Below are 15,406 nucleotides of genomic sequence, written 5' to 3'. Positions count from 1 at the left end.
TCATCATTTCACTAGTCGACTAGTGAAATGGTGGTGAAGGGGTTGGAGTTCCGCATCGACAGGCGGAGCGGAGTCGCCGCCTACCAGCAGATCGTCCAGCAGACCAAGCAGGCGCTGCGGCTCGGCGTACTCGTGCCCGGGGACCAGTTGCCGACGGCCAAGGCGGTCGCCCAGACCTCCGCCGTCAACCCCAACACCACGCTCAAGGCGTACCGCGAACTGGAGCGGGAGGGCCTGGTCGAAGCGCGGCCGGGACTGGGGACCTTCGTACGTCAGTCGCTGGCCCGTCCGCAGGCGGGGGCCGACTCGCCGCTGCGCGGCGAGCTGGAGGCCTGGATGGACCGGGCCCGCGAGGCGGGCCTGGAGCCGGACGACGTGACCGCTCTGGTCACCTCCGTGATGGAGGAGCGGTACGCCGGGACCGGTCCTGCCGACGAGCACGCGGGCATCACCGGCACCACAGGAACCACGGGAACAAGGGGACACGCATGACGAGCTACGGGACGGCCCTCGGGGGGTCGGCGGACACGTCCGCGATAGAAGCCCGCGGGATCGGCCGGAAGTACCGGCGGGGCTGGGCACTGCGGGACTGCTCCTTCCGGCTGCCGGCCGGCCGGATCTGCGGTCTGGTGGGCCCCAACGGGGCCGGCAAGACCACGCTGATGGCCATCGCCGCCAACCTGCTGGAGCCGACCGCCGGCACCCTGCGCGTGTTCGGCGCGGCCCCGGAGTCCGCCGAGGCCACTCGGCGTACCGCGTTCCTCGCCCAGGAGAAGCCGCTGTTCCGGCGCTTCACCGTCGCCGAGACCCTGCGCATGGGCCGCGAACTGAACCCCGGCTGGGACCAGCGGGCCGCCGAGGACATCGTCCGCGCGGGCAATGTGCCCCTCGACGCGAAGATCGGCACCCTCTCCGGCGGCCAGCGCACCCGGGTGGCCTTCGCCGTCTCCTTCGGCAAGCGTCCCGACCTGCTGCTCCTCGACGAGCCGATGTCGGACCTGGACCCGCTGGTCCGCCACGAGCTGATGGGCACCCTGCTGGCCGAGGCCGCCGAACGCGGCACCACTGTGCTGATGTCCACCCACATGCTCGCCGAGCTGGAGAACACCTGCGACTACCTGCTGGTCATCGCGGGCGGCGGGCTGCGCCTGGCCGGTGAGGTCGACGAGCTCCGCACCGCCCATTCCCTGCTGACCGGGGTCCACTCCGACGGGCGGACGCCCCTGGAGCTGGCGTACCACACCGTGGTCGAGACCCGGATCAGCGGACGGCAGTTCACCTCGCTGGTCCGTCCCGACGGGCCGGTCACCGGCCCCTGGCAGGCGAGCACCCCGAATCTGGAGGAACTCCTGCTCGCCTATCTGCGCTCGCCCGAAGCCCCACCGCTGATCGGTCCCAGCTCCTACGTCGCCCCGCAGGCGGTGGCGGCATGAGCACGATGACCGGCACCGGCAGCACCTCCTCCGGCTCCGTCCGCACCGACGCCGGCCGTGGCCGTGGCCTGCGGCTCAGCGGCATGAACTGGCTCATCTGGCGTCAGCACCGCGCCGCCTACTGGACCCTCCTGGCGGCCACCGCCGTCACTGTCGCGGTGATCGTCTACCAGCGTCAGCAGATGATCACGTACCTCGACGGGTACGGCTATCCCGGCCTGAAGTCCGGCTGGGAGGACGAGTTCGACCCGGGGCCGCTCAACTCGGCCGCCCATCTGCTCGGGCTCCTGCCCGTCCTGATCGGCGTCTTCCTCGGTGCGCCGCTGCTCGCCGGCGACCTGGAGAGCGGCACCGCCAAGCTCGTCAACGCGCAGTCCGTCAGCCGCGTCCGCTGGCTCGCCACCAAGCTCGGCGTGACCACGCTCGTCGTCGTCGTGAGCACCACCGCGGTCTCCGTGGCGTTCACCTGGTGGTGGTCACCGGTCAAGTCGTCGTCGTACGTCCTGAGTTGGTTCGATCCCAGTGCCTTCGACAGCAGCGGGCCCGTACCCGTGGCGCTCAGCCTGCTCACCGTCGTCGGCGGTGTGGCGATCGGCATGCTGCTGCGCCGGACCCTGCTGTCCATGGTCGTCACCCTGGGCTTCGCCGTCGCCCTGCAAGTGGTCTGGTCACACTTCCGGATGTCCCTCGGGAACGTCATCACGGTCACCAGTCACAACGGTGTCGGGGACAACTCCCAGCCGCACGTGCCCGACAGCGCCAACGTCCTGGACCAGTCCTACCTCACGGCCTCCGGTGACCTCGTCGGCTGGGGCAGCTGCAACGGGCAGACGGAGCAGGCCACCAACGCCTGCCTGGAGAAGACGCAGGTCGTCGGCTGGTCGCTCGACTACATCCCGATCTCCCAGATGCCCTCCATGCAGTGGCTCGGCACCTCGATCCTGCTGGCCCTGACCGCCGGCATCGCGGCATTCGTCATCCTCTGGGGTCGCAAACGCCTCGTCTGACCGACCGGTCCCGCGCTCCGTCGGACCGATCCCGTCAGGCGCCTCGTTCCGACCGACCGGCCACGCGCCTCGTCCCGACCAACCGGTCCAGGCGCTCGGTCGGACCAGCCGGTCCCGCGCTCCGTCCGACCGACCGGCCAAGCGCCTGGTCCGATCCACCGGCCCAGGTGCTCGGTGCGCCCCACCGGCCCGCCGGCCCACCGTCGCGGCCACCAAGGTCGCCACGCTGCGCAAGCCGGCCTTCGCCGTCTCCTGCGACGACGGCAGGACCTGGAAGAAGACCACCGCGGTGAACGGCAGGCTGCTCAAGCTGCGCAGCCCCGCCAGGCCCGGCCCGGTCTCGCTGCGCGTCAGCCTCACCGACACCGGTGGCAACACCCTGACCCGGACCATTCACCGCGCCCCGCACCACCCCGTAGCAGGTCGGGAAGCGCGGGTGGCCTCCGCCGGACGTACGGCGGGGCCACCTGCTTCGTCGCCCTTGCCGTCAACCGTCCGCGCGGCGGTACTTGCGCACCGCGAGGGTGCGGAAGACCAGGATGATCGCGACCGACCAGATCAGCGAGGCCCACACCGGGTGCTGCATCGGCCAGGCGTCGGACGCCTGGAAGCCCGGGGGGAGGTTGCCGAACAGCTCGCGGCACGCCTGCACGGTGGCGCTGAACGGGTTCCACTCCGCGATGTGCCCCAGGAAGGCGGGCATCTGGTTCGCGTCCACGAACGCGTTCGAGATGAACGTCAGCGGGAACAGCCAGATCAGACCGCCCGAGGTCGCCGCCTCAGGAGTGCGCACGGACAGGCCGATCAGCGCGCCGATCCACGAGAACGCGTATCCGAGGAACAGGAGCAGGCCGAATCCGGCGAGCACCTTGCCGAAGTTCTCGTGCGTGCGCCAGCCGACGATGACGGCGACGATCGCCAGGACGACGAGGGTGAGCGCCGTCTGCGCCAGGTCGGCGATGGTCCGGCCGGTCAGCACCGCCCCGCGCGTCATGGGCAGGGAGCGAAAGCGGTCGATGAGTCCCTTGTGCATGTCGTCGGCGATGCCCGCGCCGGCGCCCGCGGTGGCGAACGTCACGGTCTGGGCGAAGATGCCGGCCATCAGGAACTCGCGGTAGGCCTGGGTCGAGGTGGACGAGCCGACCTGGATCGAGCCTCCGAAGACGTAGGTGAACAGCGCCACGAACATGATGGGCTGGACCAGCCCGAAAATGATCATCTCCGGGATCCGGCTCATGCGGATCAGGTTCCGGCGGGTGATGACCAGGGAGTCGCTCACGGCGCTCACTCGGAGACCTCCTTCTTGGGCTGGGTGTCCGCCTGGCGCCGGGTGTTCGCCGCGGCTCCGTTCTCCTCGTCCGCGGTCTCGGCGGCATGGCCCGTCAGGGAGAGGAAGACGTCGTCCAGGGTGGGGCGGCGCAGGCCGATGTCGTCGATCTCGATGCCGCGGACGTCCAGTTCCCGGATGACCTCGGCCAGGAGCTTCGCGCCGCCGGAGACCGGCACGGTGATCTTGCGCATGTGCTCCTCGACGGTGGTGTCGCCCTTGCCGAAGCCGCGCAGCACCTCCGAGGCGGTGGCGATGCGCTCCCGCTCGTGCACCACGACCTCGACGCGCTCGCCGCCGGTGCGGGCCTTGAGCTGGTCGGAGGTGCCGCGGGCGATGACCCGGCCCTGGTCGACCACGGCGATGTCGTGGGCGAGGTGGTCGGCCTCTTCGAGGTACTGGGTGGTCAGCAGCAGTGTCGTACCGTCGGAGACGAGCTGTTTGATGACCTCCCACAGCTGCTGGCGGTTGCGCGGGTCGAGGCCGGTCGTCGGTTCGTCCATGAACATGACGGGCGGGGAGACGACCAGCGCCGCGGCCAGGTCGAGCCGGCGGCGCATGCCGCCGGAGTAGGTCTTGGCGGGGCGGTCGGCGGCGTCCGCGAGGTGGAACTGCTCGAGCAGCTCACCGGCCCGGACCTTCGCGGCCGCGGACTTCATCTGGTAGAGCCGGCCGACCATGTGCAGGTTCTCGCGGCCGGTCAGGTATTCGTCGACCGCGGCGAACTGGCCGGACAGGCCGATCGACCGGCGCACCGCGTCGGGCTGCTTGAGCACGTCGAGGCCGGCGACGACGGCCCGGCCGCTGTCCGGGCGCAGCAAGGTGGTCAGGCAGCGTACGGTGGTCGTCTTGCCGGCGCCGTTCGGTCCGAGCAGACCGAGGACGGTGCCTTCGGGGACATCGAGGTCGACGCCGTCCAGAGCCCTTACGTCACCGAAGGTCTTGACCAGGCCTTCGGCGTAGATGGCGCCTGGCATATGAGTCTCCACGTCGTTGGGGATGATTCGGAAAGCCGGGATGTGTGCGTGCGTTTCGCCGGGGCGGCTGGGTCGGCGAAGGCCACGGACCCACGTTAACGCGATGTATCGCGTCTCTCAACGGAATTACCCGATCAGGTGACGAATGGGTCCTGATCTGCGATTCTGCCCCGTGGGACGCTCAGCCTCAGTCGATGACCGTGTAGCCCGCGGCACGCAGGGCCTGGCCGACTTCGGCACAGTGGGTGGGCCCCTTCGTCTCCAGGTGCAGCTCCACCTCCGCCTCCGTGAGTCCGAGCCGCGGATCGGTCCGTACGTGACTCACGTCCAGGACGTTAGCGTCCACCACTGACAACGCCCCCAGAAGCGTCGCGAGGGCGCCCGGCCGGTCCGTCAGCCGCAGGCGTACGGCCAGGTAGCGGCCCTGCGCGGCCATGCCGTGGGTCAGGATGCGCTGGAGCAGCAGCGGGTCGACGTTGCCGCCGGACAGCAGCGCGACGACCGGCCCCTCGATCGAGCCGGGGTCGCTCAGCAGCGCCGCGACCGGGCTGGCCCCGGCCGGTTCGACGACCTGCTTGGCCCGCTCCAGGCACAGCAGCAACGCGGCGGACAGCTCGTCCTCCGTCACCGTGCGCACCTCGTCGACCAGGTCGCCGATGATCCCGAACGGCACGTCACCGGGCCGGCCGACCTTCATGCCGTCGGCCATCGTCGCCGGGTTCTCGATCGAGACCGGGCGCCCGGCCGCCAGCGAGGGCGGGTACGCGGCGGCGCCCGCCGCCTGCACGCCCACGATCCGCACGTCCGGCCGCAGCGCCTTGACCGCGGTCGCGACACCGGCCGCCAGGCCGCCACCGCCGATCCCGAGGACGATCGTGCGCACCTCCGGGCACTGCTCCAGGATCTCCAGGCCGACCGTGCCCTGTCCGGCGATGACGTCCGGGTGGTCGAAGGGATGGATCAACACCGCGCCGGTCTCGTCCGCGTACTCCTGCGCGGCGGCCAGGGTCTCGTCCACCACCTGGCCGTGCAGGCGCACCTCGGCGCCGTACTCCCGGGTGGCGCTGATCTTCGGCAGCGGGGCGCCCTTCGGCATGAACACGGTCGAGCGGACCCCGAGCAGCGAGGACGCCAGCGCCACGCCCTGCGCGTGGTTGCCCGCGCTCGCCGCGACCACACCCGCGGCCCGCTCCTCCGGCAGCAGTCCGGCGATCCGGACGTAGGCACCGCGCAGCTTGAACGATCCCGTCCGCTGGAGGTTCTCGCACTTGAAGTGCACCGGCGCTCCCACCAGCCGGCTGAGGTACCGGCTGCCCTCCATCGCGGTCACCCGCGCCACGCCCGAGAGCATCTTCTGAGCACCGCGCACGTCGTCGAGCGTGACCGGCGGGACGGGCTGGGCCTCGCGGTAGTTCATGGGTCAAGTCTCGCAGTTCATACGGGTGGACCACCGCTGTGACCAACCTCCGAGACTGGTTTGCACAGCGCCGGTACGGTCCGCGTCCCGGCCGCGTACCCTGTCCCCCAACCCAGCGCCCCCCTTCATGAAGTGAGCCCCCGGCCATGCCCACAACACCTGAAATGTCGATGGACATGACGACCGTCGGTGACATCGGTCTCCTCGACACGCTCCAGCACGAGGTGGCGGTGTTCGCCCGTCGTGCCGAACAGACCCGGCTCGGCGGAGTGGGGCAGGTCCGCAACTCCATGGACCGGGCCGCGTACCTGCTGCTCAACCGGCTCGACAAGGAAGGCCCGATGGGCGTCAAGGCGCTCGCCGCGAGCATGGGGATCGACTCCTCGACGGTCACCCGGCAGGTGGCTCCCCTCGTCGACACCGGGCTGGTCAAGCGGACCTCGCACCCCGAGGACGGGCGCGCCGTGGTGCTCCAGCTCTCCCCGCGCGGGCAGTCGCGGCTCGAGGAGGTGCGTTCGTCGAGGCGTCAGCTGATGGCCGAGCTGACACACGACTGGGCGCCGGAGGAGCGCGAGGCGTTCTGCACGCTCCTCACCCGTTTCAACAGCGCCCTGTCCTCCCGGATGGCGGCCCAGGGCGTACCGGTCGCGGAGCCGCCGCCGGCCTCCTGAACGGCTCCTTCCCGAACAGGCGTCCTCCCGAACGACGGCAGCCTGTGAACGGCGCGGCCACGCGCGCGTGCCCTGCCGTTCCGGGGCCGGCCGTACCCGGCGCTGCGCGGCTCTTGACCGACGGGCCGCCGCTGGCCTCAGATGAGACCGGGCCCCCGGTCCACCGCGATTCCGGACGCCGTACGCGCCACACGCACCGCTCCCGTATGTGACGCCGTGGGCGGCCGGGGCCCGGCTCGTTGTTCCTCAGGATCTCCCTCAGGCGGGAGGCACGGTGCGAGAACGGCAGACGGCCCAGGATGCCCGGCGGGCCCGGGAGTTCCACGCGTTCGTGGCCGGTGCGGGCGGGCGGCTGCTGCACGCCGCCACCCTGCTCACCGCGGAGGACCCGCGCGACAACCCGCGCGCGCGGCGCCTGTTGACGCCGGTCCTCGCGCAGACGTACGCGTCCTGGGACCGGTTGCGCGGCGAGGACCCGTACGACCGGGCCCGCCTGTGCCTGGCCACCCGTTTCGCCCGCGGGGCCTGGCACCGGTACGGCTTCCCCGGCCGGTCCCGCCCGTCCCGCCCCGGCGCCCTGGCCCGCCTCAGCCCGTCCGAACGCCTGATCCTGGTGCTGCGCCTGTACGAGGGCGTCGCCGAGGAGCAGGCGGCGGCCCTGCTCGGCCTCTCCCCGGAACGGGTCCGGACGATCTGCGACCGCGCGGTCACGACCCTGCTGCACCCGCCCCGGGGTCCGGCCCCCGCGGCGATCGGCGCGAAGGTGGCACCGTCGTGACGCGGGCCGGCGAGGGCGGGTGGCGACCGGCATGAGCGAGCCACGACGGGAGGCCGCCGTGCGGCGGATCCTGGAGGCGGCGCCGCCGCCGGTGCCGCCGGAGCTCTACGCGGAGGCCGTGCGACGCGGCGGCCGGATGCTGCGCCGCAGGAGGGCCGCCCGCCGCCTGCTGTGGCTGCTGCTGTGCGCCGCGGCCGTGGCGTTCGTGGTGTGGGCGGTGATGGCGGAGCCCTGGGTGGAGCCGCCCTCCGAGACGACTCCACCGCTGAGGGACTGGTGAGCACCGCTCAGGGACGGGTGAGCACCGGGCACGCGCTGGTGGGCACCGGGCGCCCTCCGGGTGCCTAGCCGAGCGCCTGGCGCAGGTCCTCCAGCAGGTCCTCGACGTTCTCGATCCCCACGGAGAGGCGCACGAGGTCGGCGGGCACCTCCAGCGCCGAACCGGCCACGGAGGCGTGCGTCATGAGCCCGGGGTGCTCGATCAGCGACTCGACGCCGCCCAGGGACTCACCGAGCGTGAACACCTCGGCGCGGTTGCAGACCTCCACGGCCGCCTCCTCGCCACCCTCGACCTGGAAGGAGACCATGCCGCCGAACGCGCGCATCTGCTTGGCCGCGACCTCGTGACCGGGGTGCTCCGGCAGCCCCGGGTACAGCACCTTCGTCACGCGCGCGTGCCGGGTCAGCATGTCGGCGATCTTCGTGGCGTTCTCGCTGTGCCGGTCCATCCGCACCGACAGCGTCTTCGTGCCGCGCAGCACCAGCCAGGAGTCGAAGGGCCCGGCGACCGCGCCCATCGCGTTCTGGTGGTACGCCAGTTCCTCCCCCAGCTCCGGGTCGCTGACGATCAGCGCGCCGCCGACGACGTCCGAGTGGCCGCCCATGTACTTGGTCAGCGAGTGCACGACGACGTCCGCGCCGAGCGCCAGCGGCTGCTGGAGGTACGGCGTGGCGAAGGTGTTGTCCACGACGAGCCGGGCGCCCACGTCATGGGCGACCTGGGCGACGGCGGCGATGTCGGTGATCCCGAGCAGCGGGTTGGAGGGGGTCTCCACCCACACGGCCTTGGTCTTCGGGGTGATGGCGGCCCGGACGGCCGCGGGATCGGCGCTGTCGGCGACCGACCACTCCACACCCCACCGGGAGACGACCTTGGCGAACAGGCGGAACGTGCCGCCGTACGCGTCGTTCGGGATGACCACGTGGTCGCCGGGGCTGAGCAGCGTACGCAGCAGGCAGTCCTCGGCCGCCAGGCCGGACGCGAACGCGAGGCCTCGGCGCCCGCCCTCCAGGGCGGCGAGGTTCTCCTCCAGTGCGGTGCGTGTCGGGTTGGCGCTGCGGCTGTACTCGTAGCCGCCGCGCAGGCCTCCGACGCCGTCCTGCTTGTAGGTCGAGACCTGGTAGATGGGCGGGACGACCGCGCCGGTGAGGGGATCCGCGGTGTTGCCCGCGTGGATCGCCAGGGTCTCGAAGTGCTGACTGGTGTGCCTGTCGCTCATGCGCACCGAGGGTAATGCGCCGGCGGGGCGAATGCCGGACGGCGGGTCGGGGGCGGCAATGCGGGCGGTGGGCGACGGGGCCGCCAAGGGGGGCGGGAGAGGCGGCGTGCCCGTGCGGAAGCCCGGCGTTGGCCTGCGGCGACGGGCCGACGGAAAGCGCGGCGACGGGGCGGCGGAGGCTGCGGGGGCGGGGCGGGGGGAGGCTGCGGGGGCAGAGCGGCGGAGGCTGCGGGGGCAGGGCGGCGGAGGGTGTGCCGACAGGCCGACGCACGGCCCTGCGGCGGGTCGGCGGACGGCCATGCGAGCAGGCCACGCACGGCCGTGCGGGCGGGTCGGCGGACGGCCGTGCGGGCGGGTCGGCGAAAGTTTTCCACAGGCCGCCGACCGGGTTGGCCAATTGTCGGCGGCGTCTGGAACCCTTGAGACATGGAAATTCTCTGGGTCCTCATGGCGCTGGTCATGCTCGGCTTCGTGCTGCTCCCCTTCCTGCGGCGCCGGCGCGGCATGATCGAGCAGGTCCATCCGGGCCATCCGGACGCCGCGGACCCCGCGAACTACGGGTTCGCGCAGCAGGAGGAGCTGGACATCCGCATGCCCGGCCCCGACCAGGACCTGCTGGACGTCCTGGACCTGGTGCAGCGCACCCAGGACTACCGCGGCGCCGCTCAGCTCCTGGCCGGCACCGAGCAGGAGGGCGAGCTGCGCTGGCAGCGCGTGCAGGCCTTCGCGGGCGCCGCGTCGCTGGAGCTGCGGCAGCGGCCCGGCGGGGTCAGCGAGACACCGGGCGGCCAGTGGCTGCGGGTGTGGCGGACGGAGGCGCCCAAGGACGCGGGCGGCGCGGCGGTGCACGCGGAGTTCCTGGTCCAGCAGGCATGGCGGACGTCGGCACCCGGCACGGACGAGTTCCGGATCATCATGGAGGAGGCCCGGGCGGCGTGCGGCGACGCGGCGCTGCTGGCCCCCGGAGACCCGATCCCGTACATCATCGAGCTCTCGGTGGCGCGTGGACTGGCCTATCCCCGGGCCGAGTTCGAGCAGCTCTGGCTGAAGATCCTGGACCGGGCGCCGGACCACATGGGGGCGCACCTGGCCGCGCTCCACTACTGGTGCGAGAAGTGGCACGGCTCGCGGGAACTCGCGTACAGCTTCGCCGAAGCCGCCGCCGCCCGTGCTCCCCGGGGCTCGCTGCTGGCCGCCATACCCCTCTTCGCGGTCTTCGAGCACCTGCCCGAGGTGAACCTGGTCAGCGGTTTCTACCAGAGCGAGGTCGTCACGAGGGCGATCCACGGCGCACTGCACGCCGTGCACTCCTCCCGTCCCGACGACCCGATGCTGGCGCACGTCCGCCACCTGCTGGTCTTCTTCCTGGTCCGCTCCGAGCGCTGGGCGGAGGCCATGAGCCAGCTCATCCACATCGACGGCCATGTCGGCGCCCTGCCCTGGACCCTGTCCGCCGACCCCGCCGCGGAGTTCACCGTCTACCGCGCCCTGGCGGTCGCGGGCTACGAGGCGAACGGCGGCAGCCCGGCGACCCTGCCCCACTGAGCCGGCCCGGGCCATCGCCCTTCATGATCACGTCTTGCCACGCCCGCCGCCGGTGAGCGATACTCCGCTTCCCCCCACATCCACCGGTCGCGGCCCCGCCGTACGACCGTGTGAGCGCTTTCCGTTCCTGTGACTTTCCCGTGGGGGGACTCTGCCCAATGGGCGCGACTCTGCGCGCTGTGCGCGCTCTCGTGCTGCTCGCCGGCTTCTATCTGCTCGGCGTGTTCCTGCTGACGGCACTCGTCGGCACCGACCTGCTGCTGTACCGGTACGCGCCGGCCAGTGTCGCCGTGAAGCTGTACGTGGTCTCCGTACTGCTGGCGATCCCGCTGGTGCGCGGCCTGTTCATGCTGCGCACACCGCGGGAGGAGGAAGCGGCGGGCCTGCCCGTCACGGAGACCGACGAGCCCGGACTGTGGCGCACCGTACGGGAGATGGCCGACGAGGTCGGCACCCGCGCCCCGTCCCGGATCGTCCTGACGGCCGACGTGAACGCCGCCGTGGCCGAGGACACCCGCCTGCTCGGCCTGCTGCCCGGGCCCCGTCACCTCCACCTCGGCGTACCCCTGCTCCAGGGCCTGTCCGAGGCGCAGCTGCGGGCGGTCCTCGCCCATGAACTGGGCCACTACTCGAACGCCGACACCCGGCTGGCCGCCCTCACCGTGCGCGGCCGTGCCCAGGTGCTGCGCACCATCACGCACTTCGAGCAGCGGGCCGACAGGACGGCGGCGCGCGAGCGGGCCCGGCAGGAGAAGAAGAACGCCAAGGCCCAGGCGAAGGGCAAGCGGGCCAAGGAGGTCGGCACCGGTCACGCGGGCGTCACGTACCGCATGATGGCGAAGATCTACATCGCGTACGCCAAGCTGTACTTCCGCGCCACGCTCGCCGTCTCCCGGCGCCAGGAGTACGCCGCCGACGCCGCGGCCGCCCGGATCAGCGGCCGGGACGCCACCGCGTCGGCGCTGCGCGAGATCCCCGTGCTGGACGCGGCGTTCGGGTTCTACATGAGCGGCTACGCCACCCTGGGCTCGGACACGGGTCTGCTGCCGCCACGCGGCGAGGTGTTCGGCGGCTTCGGCCGGATGCTGAGCGCCCGCCGCCTCGAACTGGCCGGTCTGCGCACGGAGTTGCCCACCGAGGCCCTCTCGCCGTACGACTCGCACCCGCCCATCGCCGACCGGGTCCGCCGTATCGAGGAGCTGCCCGACGACGGGCGCGCTGACGAGGCCCTGGGCGCGGCCCTCGACCTCCTGTCCGACCCCGAGCGGACCCTGGCGGCCCTGGAGGACGCGGTCCTGGCGGACGAGGTGCGCCGCTTCGGGCGCGTCCGCGACTGGCAGGAACTGCTCGACCGCACGATGGCGGAGTCGCTCGCCTCCAGCGGTACGCCCCTGCACCGGGCGTTCGTCGCGTACACCGAGCGGCAGCCGACCCTGCCCGCGCTGCTCGCGGTGATCGAGGACGGGCAGCTGTGGCAGCTGGCGAGACGGCTGCCCCTGTCGGACCAGGCGGCCGCCGCTAACGGCCGCGCCTTCCGCGAGTTCGTGCGGCCCACCCTGCACGCGTCCCTGACCACCATGGCCCTGGCCGAGCTCAGTGCCCGCTCCCTGGTGCGCTGGGAGTTCTCCTGGGAGCGCTCCGCGATCCCGCATCTGCCGCCCGCCGCCGACGGCGGCGACGCCGACCTGGACGCCGCGGTCGGCTCCGCGGTCGCCGACATCCCCGACACCGCCCCGCTGCGGGCGCTGCTCACCCACCACGAGCGAAGCACCGAGGTCTGACGTGATCATCCTCTGGGTCGTCCTGGCCCTCATCGGGCTCCCCCTGCTCGCCCTCGGCCTGTACTTCCTCAAGGCCATCGTCCAGGGCGCGGTCGAGGGCTGGCGCGGAGGCGGTGACGAGGACGGGGAGTACGAGCTGCCCGCCGCGGCCGCCGCCCTCGGTCTGCTGCCGCCCGAGCGGCAGAACACGAAGTCCGCGGCGCCGGTCCCGGCCGTGCTCACCGCGGCGATCGACGCGGCCAAGTCCGGCGACTGGCAGCCGGCCGCGGCCCTGCTCGACGTGACGGCGACGGAGCGCGACTGGGAGTACCGCGCGTTCCACGTCGAACGGCTCGCCTCCCTCGCCGCCGAGGACGACACCTGGCTGCTGGCCTGGGAGACCGCCCGCCGCGACGACCCCGGCGCCGCGCTGCTGCGGGCCCGCAGCACGGTGCGCCTGGCGTGGGACATCCGCGGCGGCAAGCGGGCCAAGTACACCACCTCCGAGCAGTTCGAGGGCTTCCACCGGATGCTGGCCCGCTCCCGCGAGGAGCACGTACGCGCGGCGGCGCTGGCCCCGGACGGCGACCCGACCCCGTACATCGGCGAGATCTGGACAGGGCTGGGCCTCGGCTCCCCGCACTCCGAGATGGACCGGCTGTGGAAGGAGATCTCCCAGCGCGCTCCGCACCACTACGAGGCGCACTTCTCCGCCCTCCAGTACTGGTGCGCCAAGTGGCGCGGCTCCGAGGAGCTGGCCCGCGCGTTCGCGGCGCGTGCCGCCGAGGACGCCCCGCCGGGCAGCCTGATGACGGCGTTCCCCCTGATCGCGCACTTCGAGCACGACGATTCCGACGCGGCGGACGGCGACCGTACGCCCGAGATGCGGGCCCTGGTCGACGCGGCCCTCACCGACGTGGCCGCCGCCGACCCGGCCCACCCGCGCCTGCCGGAGGTCCGCCACCTGCTGGCGTACTACCTGTGTCTCCAGGACCGGGACGAGGCGGCCGTGGAGCAGTTCCGCCTGGTGGACGGGTACGTAGGCGCTCTCCCGTGGCGCTACCGGGGCGACCCGGCGGGCGAGTTCTGCCGGATGCGCGACCTGAGCCTGGCGAACACGGGCGAGGGGGTGCCGGGCTGACCGGGCCGTGGCCGGCGAGCCGGTCCACGTCGTCCCCCGGGCGGCCCCTGAAGGCCGGGGAAGGTGCCGGGTCCCCTGGCGGTCCGTTGACCTTGACACGGTGACAAGGCCTTCACTGGTGGCCGAGGAGGTGGTCTCGGTGACCATGACGGGACAGGACGCGGAGGTGGCACGAGTGCTCCGGGGTCTGGAGGACGGCCGTGCGTCCGTGCGGCTGCGGGCGGCTCTGGCGGTCGGCACGACACCGGATCCGCGGTTCGTCGACACGCTCGTCGAGCGGTGCGCGCTCGAGCCCGAGTTCTTCGTCCGCGACATGCTGACGTGGGCGCTCACCCGCCACCCGGTGGCCGTGACGCTCCCCGGGCTGCTCCGCGAAGTCCGCTCGGAGCGCGCGCAGGCACGGAGTCAGGCGCTGCACACGCTGTCCAAGATCGGGGACCGGCGGGCGTGGCCGGCCATCACCCGGGCGCTCCTGTGCGACGCCGACGACGAGGTGGCCCGCAGCGCCTGGCGGACCGCGGTCGTGCTCGTGCCGGAGGGTGAGGAGTCCGGGCTGGCCGCGGTGCTGGCGACGCAGCTCGGGCGCGGTGAGCGGGAGACGCGGCTGAGCCTCAGCCGGGCCCTGGTCGCGCTGGGCGAGGTCGTACTGCCGGCTCTGCGTGCCGCGGCGACGGCCCCTGACCGGCGTGTGCGCACGCACGCGCTCGCCACGGAAGGGCTGCTGCGCGACCCGGACGCCGGATTCGAGTTCGCGGTCGAGGAGGCGAAGCGCGTTGTCGCCCTCGGCGGGTCCGGCCAGGAGGGACGATAGACCGTGTTGATCGGTGAGGTGGCGCGGCGGTCCGGGGTCAGTGCCCGCATGCTCAGGCACTACGAGTCGCTGGGCCTGCTGCGCCCCTCAGGGCGTACGGGCTCCGGCTACCGGGAGTACTCCGGCGAGGACATCCGGCGGATCTTCCACATCGAGAGCCTGAGGTCGCTGGGACTGTCGCTGCGGGAGATCGGACGCGCGCTCGACGATCCCGGCTTCACGCCCTCGGTGCTCGTGGACGACCTCATCCGTCAGACCCGCGAACGCATCGCGGCCGAGACCGAGCTGCTCACCCGGCTCCGCCGGATCGACGCCGCGGAACCCGCCGGCTGGGAGGACGTCCTCCAGGCCGTCGCCTTCCTCCAGGCGCTCGGGTCCAAGAGCGCTGCCGCGCGCCAGCGCGCGGCCCTCTCCTCGGTCGACGAGGTTCCGGTGCCGGTGGAGGCCCTGGTCGAGGCGGTGCTGAGGGAGTCGGACCCGAACGTCGCCGGAGCCCTTCGGTGGGCGCTGGCCCGATCGGGCGACGGCGGCACGGCACTGCTGGCGCAGGGCCTCGGCTCACCGGTGGCCGCGACGCGGGAGCGCGCCGTCCGGTCCCTCGCCGAGATGCCCGGCGACGAGGCCACCGCCCGGCTCCGGGAGGCCCTCGCGCATCCGGATGTCGTGGTCCGCGGCCAGGCGGCGCTGGCGCTCGGGACGCGTGGAGTGGCCGATGTGGTCCCGGTACTCATCGACATGATCGTGGCGGGACGGAACGACACCGACGCGGCCGATGCGCTGAGCATGCTGGCGGGCGACACCGCGACGGCGGACCGCATCGCCACCGGTCTCGTCGGCCACCTCGCCCACCACACCACCGAGGCACCCGCACGCGTACGACTGACCCAGGCGCTGGCGGACATCCCGGGGAGCACGGCCTCCCGTGCCCTGGTGGAGCTGTCGCACGACGGAGAGCGTGCCGTCGCGCTCACCGCGACCTACCTGCGCCGGCTGCGCGAGGCGCGGTGACGGATCTCCCGCGACCTCCCGCCGGGGGCCCG

General features: G+C 72.6%; 15 protein-coding genes. 11 read left to right on the top strand and 4 right to left on the bottom strand.

The window, feature by feature from the left end; all coding sequences use genetic code 11:
• The first annotated feature begins 27 nt into the window (after nucleotides 1-27).
• Genes QQS16_RS26175 through QQS16_RS26165 form a run of 3 tightly spaced genes read left to right on the top strand, consistent with a single transcriptional unit; the run spans nucleotide 28 to nucleotide 2,440 of the window.
• Nucleotides 28-492 carry a GntR family transcriptional regulator gene (locus QQS16_RS26175; RefSeq protein WP_286064329.1) on the top strand — a complete coding sequence of 155 codons (465 nt, stop codon included), beginning with the start codon at nucleotides 28-30 and terminating at the stop codon, nucleotides 490-492.
• Nucleotides 489-1,433, top strand: a complete 945-nt coding sequence (locus QQS16_RS26170; RefSeq protein ID WP_286064327.1) for an ABC transporter ATP-binding protein — start codon at nucleotides 489-491, stop codon at nucleotides 1,431-1,433. The genes QQS16_RS26175 and QQS16_RS26170 overlap by 4 nt, the downstream gene beginning before the upstream one ends.
• Nucleotides 1,430-2,440 (top strand): ABC-2 membrane transporter-related protein, encoded by a 1,011-nt coding sequence (locus tag QQS16_RS26165; RefSeq protein WP_286064326.1) that lies wholly within the window; start codon nucleotides 1,430-1,432, stop codon nucleotides 2,438-2,440. The genes QQS16_RS26170 and QQS16_RS26165 overlap by 4 nt, the downstream gene beginning before the upstream one ends.
• A gap of 487 nt (nucleotides 2,441-2,927) precedes the next feature.
• Here QQS16_RS26165 and QQS16_RS26160 read toward each other — a convergent pair whose 3' ends face one another.
• The 3 genes from QQS16_RS26160 to ilvA all read right to left on the bottom strand — a co-directional run bounded on the left by QQS16_RS26160 (nucleotide 2,928) and on the right by ilvA (nucleotide 6,161).
• Nucleotides 2,928-3,728, bottom strand: a complete 801-nt coding sequence (locus tag QQS16_RS26160; protein ID WP_286064324.1) for an ABC transporter permease — start codon at nucleotides 3,726-3,728, stop codon at nucleotides 2,928-2,930.
• Entirely contained in the window at nucleotides 3,725-4,744 is a 1,020-nt protein-coding gene (locus tag QQS16_RS26155; RefSeq protein ID WP_286064323.1) for an ATP-binding cassette domain-containing protein, read from the bottom strand. The genes QQS16_RS26160 and QQS16_RS26155 overlap by 4 nt, the downstream gene beginning before the upstream one ends.
• 187 nt (nucleotides 4,745-4,931) lie before the next feature.
• A complete protein-coding gene (gene ilvA / locus QQS16_RS26150) occupies nucleotides 4,932-6,161 on the bottom strand; it encodes a threonine ammonia-lyase (protein ID WP_286064322.1) in 1,230 nt (409 codons plus the stop codon).
• Nucleotides 6,162-6,325: 164 nt separating this feature from the next.
• Between ilvA and QQS16_RS26145 the strand changes: the two genes are divergently transcribed.
• The 3 genes from QQS16_RS26145 to QQS16_RS26135 all read left to right on the top strand — a co-directional run bounded on the left by QQS16_RS26145 (nucleotide 6,326) and on the right by QQS16_RS26135 (nucleotide 7,890).
• Nucleotides 6,326-6,832 carry a MarR family winged helix-turn-helix transcriptional regulator gene (locus QQS16_RS26145; RefSeq protein WP_286064320.1) on the top strand — a complete coding sequence of 169 codons (507 nt, stop codon included), beginning with the start codon at nucleotides 6,326-6,328 and terminating at the stop codon, nucleotides 6,830-6,832.
• A gap of 274 nt (nucleotides 6,833-7,106) precedes the next feature.
• Entirely contained in the window at nucleotides 7,107-7,610 is a 504-nt protein-coding gene (locus tag QQS16_RS26140; protein WP_286064319.1) for a sigma factor-like helix-turn-helix DNA-binding protein, read from the top strand.
• Nucleotides 7,611-7,641: 31 nt separating this feature from the next.
• Entirely contained in the window at nucleotides 7,642-7,890 is a 249-nt protein-coding gene (locus tag QQS16_RS26135) for a hypothetical protein (protein WP_286064317.1), read from the top strand.
• A gap of 64 nt (nucleotides 7,891-7,954) precedes the next feature.
• Here QQS16_RS26135 and QQS16_RS26130 read toward each other — a convergent pair whose 3' ends face one another.
• Entirely contained in the window at nucleotides 7,955-9,109 is a 1,155-nt protein-coding gene (locus QQS16_RS26130) for a cystathionine gamma-synthase (protein WP_286064316.1), read from the bottom strand.
• 426 nt (nucleotides 9,110-9,535) lie between these two features.
• Between QQS16_RS26130 and QQS16_RS26125 the strand changes: the two genes are divergently transcribed.
• From QQS16_RS26125 to QQS16_RS26105, 5 genes are all read left to right on the top strand, one after another.
• Entirely contained in the window at nucleotides 9,536-10,654 is a 1,119-nt protein-coding gene (locus QQS16_RS26125) for a hypothetical protein (RefSeq protein ID WP_286064314.1), read from the top strand.
• Nucleotides 10,655-10,812: 158 nt separating this feature from the next.
• Nucleotides 10,813-12,435 (top strand): M48 family metalloprotease, encoded by a 1,623-nt coding sequence (locus tag QQS16_RS26120; RefSeq protein WP_286064312.1) that lies wholly within the window; start codon nucleotides 10,813-10,815, stop codon nucleotides 12,433-12,435.
• A gap of 1 nt (nucleotide 12,436) precedes the next feature.
• A complete protein-coding gene (locus QQS16_RS26115; protein WP_286064311.1) occupies nucleotides 12,437-13,555 on the top strand; it encodes a hypothetical protein in 1,119 nt (372 codons plus the stop codon).
• A 145-nt stretch (nucleotides 13,556-13,700) separates the two neighbouring features.
• A complete protein-coding gene (locus tag QQS16_RS26110; RefSeq protein ID WP_286066456.1) occupies nucleotides 13,701-14,366 on the top strand; it encodes a HEAT repeat domain-containing protein in 666 nt (221 codons plus the stop codon).
• Between the two features lie 3 nt (nucleotides 14,367-14,369).
• The gene (locus tag QQS16_RS26105) at nucleotides 14,370-15,374 is read left to right on the top strand and encodes a MerR family transcriptional regulator (RefSeq protein WP_286064310.1); all 1,005 of its coding nucleotides are present in this window, start codon (nucleotides 14,370-14,372) and stop codon (nucleotides 15,372-15,374) included.
• Nucleotides 15,375-15,406: the final 32 nt, after the last annotated feature.

Origin of the sequence: Streptomyces sp. ALI-76-A, assembly GCF_030287445.1 — a bacterium.
Classification (GTDB): domain Bacteria; phylum Actinomycetota; class Actinomycetes; order Streptomycetales; family Streptomycetaceae; genus Streptomyces.
Note: the sequence above shows the minus strand (reverse complement) of the source record. Positions and strands in the feature narration are given on the sequence as shown.

What these genes read in the sequence shown, in the direction of transcription:
- QQS16_RS26175 (WP_286064329.1), top strand. Translation starts at nt 28, where the DNA reads ATGGTGGTGAAGGGGTTGGAGTTCCGCATCGACAGGCGGAGCGGAGTC.
- QQS16_RS26170 (WP_286064327.1), top strand. Translation starts at nt 489, where the DNA reads ATGACGAGCTACGGGACGGCCCTCGGGGGGTCGGCGGACACGTCCGCG.
- QQS16_RS26165 (WP_286064326.1), top strand. Translation starts at nt 1,430, where the DNA reads ATGAGCACGATGACCGGCACCGGCAGCACCTCCTCCGGCTCCGTCCGC.
- QQS16_RS26155 (WP_286064323.1), bottom strand. Translation starts at nt 4,744, where the DNA reads ATGCCAGGCGCCATCTACGCCGAAGGCCTGGTCAAGACCTTCGGTGAC.
- ilvA (WP_286064322.1), bottom strand. Translation starts at nt 6,161, where the DNA reads ATGAACTACCGCGAGGCCCAGCCCGTCCCGCCGGTCACGCTCGACGAC.
- QQS16_RS26145 (WP_286064320.1), top strand. Translation starts at nt 6,326, where the DNA reads ATGTCGATGGACATGACGACCGTCGGTGACATCGGTCTCCTCGACACG.
- QQS16_RS26135 (WP_286064317.1), top strand. Translation starts at nt 7,642, where the DNA reads ATGAGCGAGCCACGACGGGAGGCCGCCGTGCGGCGGATCCTGGAGGCG.
- QQS16_RS26130 (WP_286064316.1), bottom strand. Translation starts at nt 9,109, where the DNA reads ATGAGCGACAGGCACACCAGTCAGCACTTCGAGACCCTGGCGATCCAC.
- QQS16_RS26125 (WP_286064314.1), top strand. Translation starts at nt 9,536, where the DNA reads ATGGAAATTCTCTGGGTCCTCATGGCGCTGGTCATGCTCGGCTTCGTG.
- QQS16_RS26120 (WP_286064312.1), top strand. Translation starts at nt 10,813, where the DNA reads ATGGGCGCGACTCTGCGCGCTGTGCGCGCTCTCGTGCTGCTCGCCGGC.
- QQS16_RS26110 (WP_286066456.1), top strand. Translation starts at nt 13,701, where the DNA reads ATGACGGGACAGGACGCGGAGGTGGCACGAGTGCTCCGGGGTCTGGAG.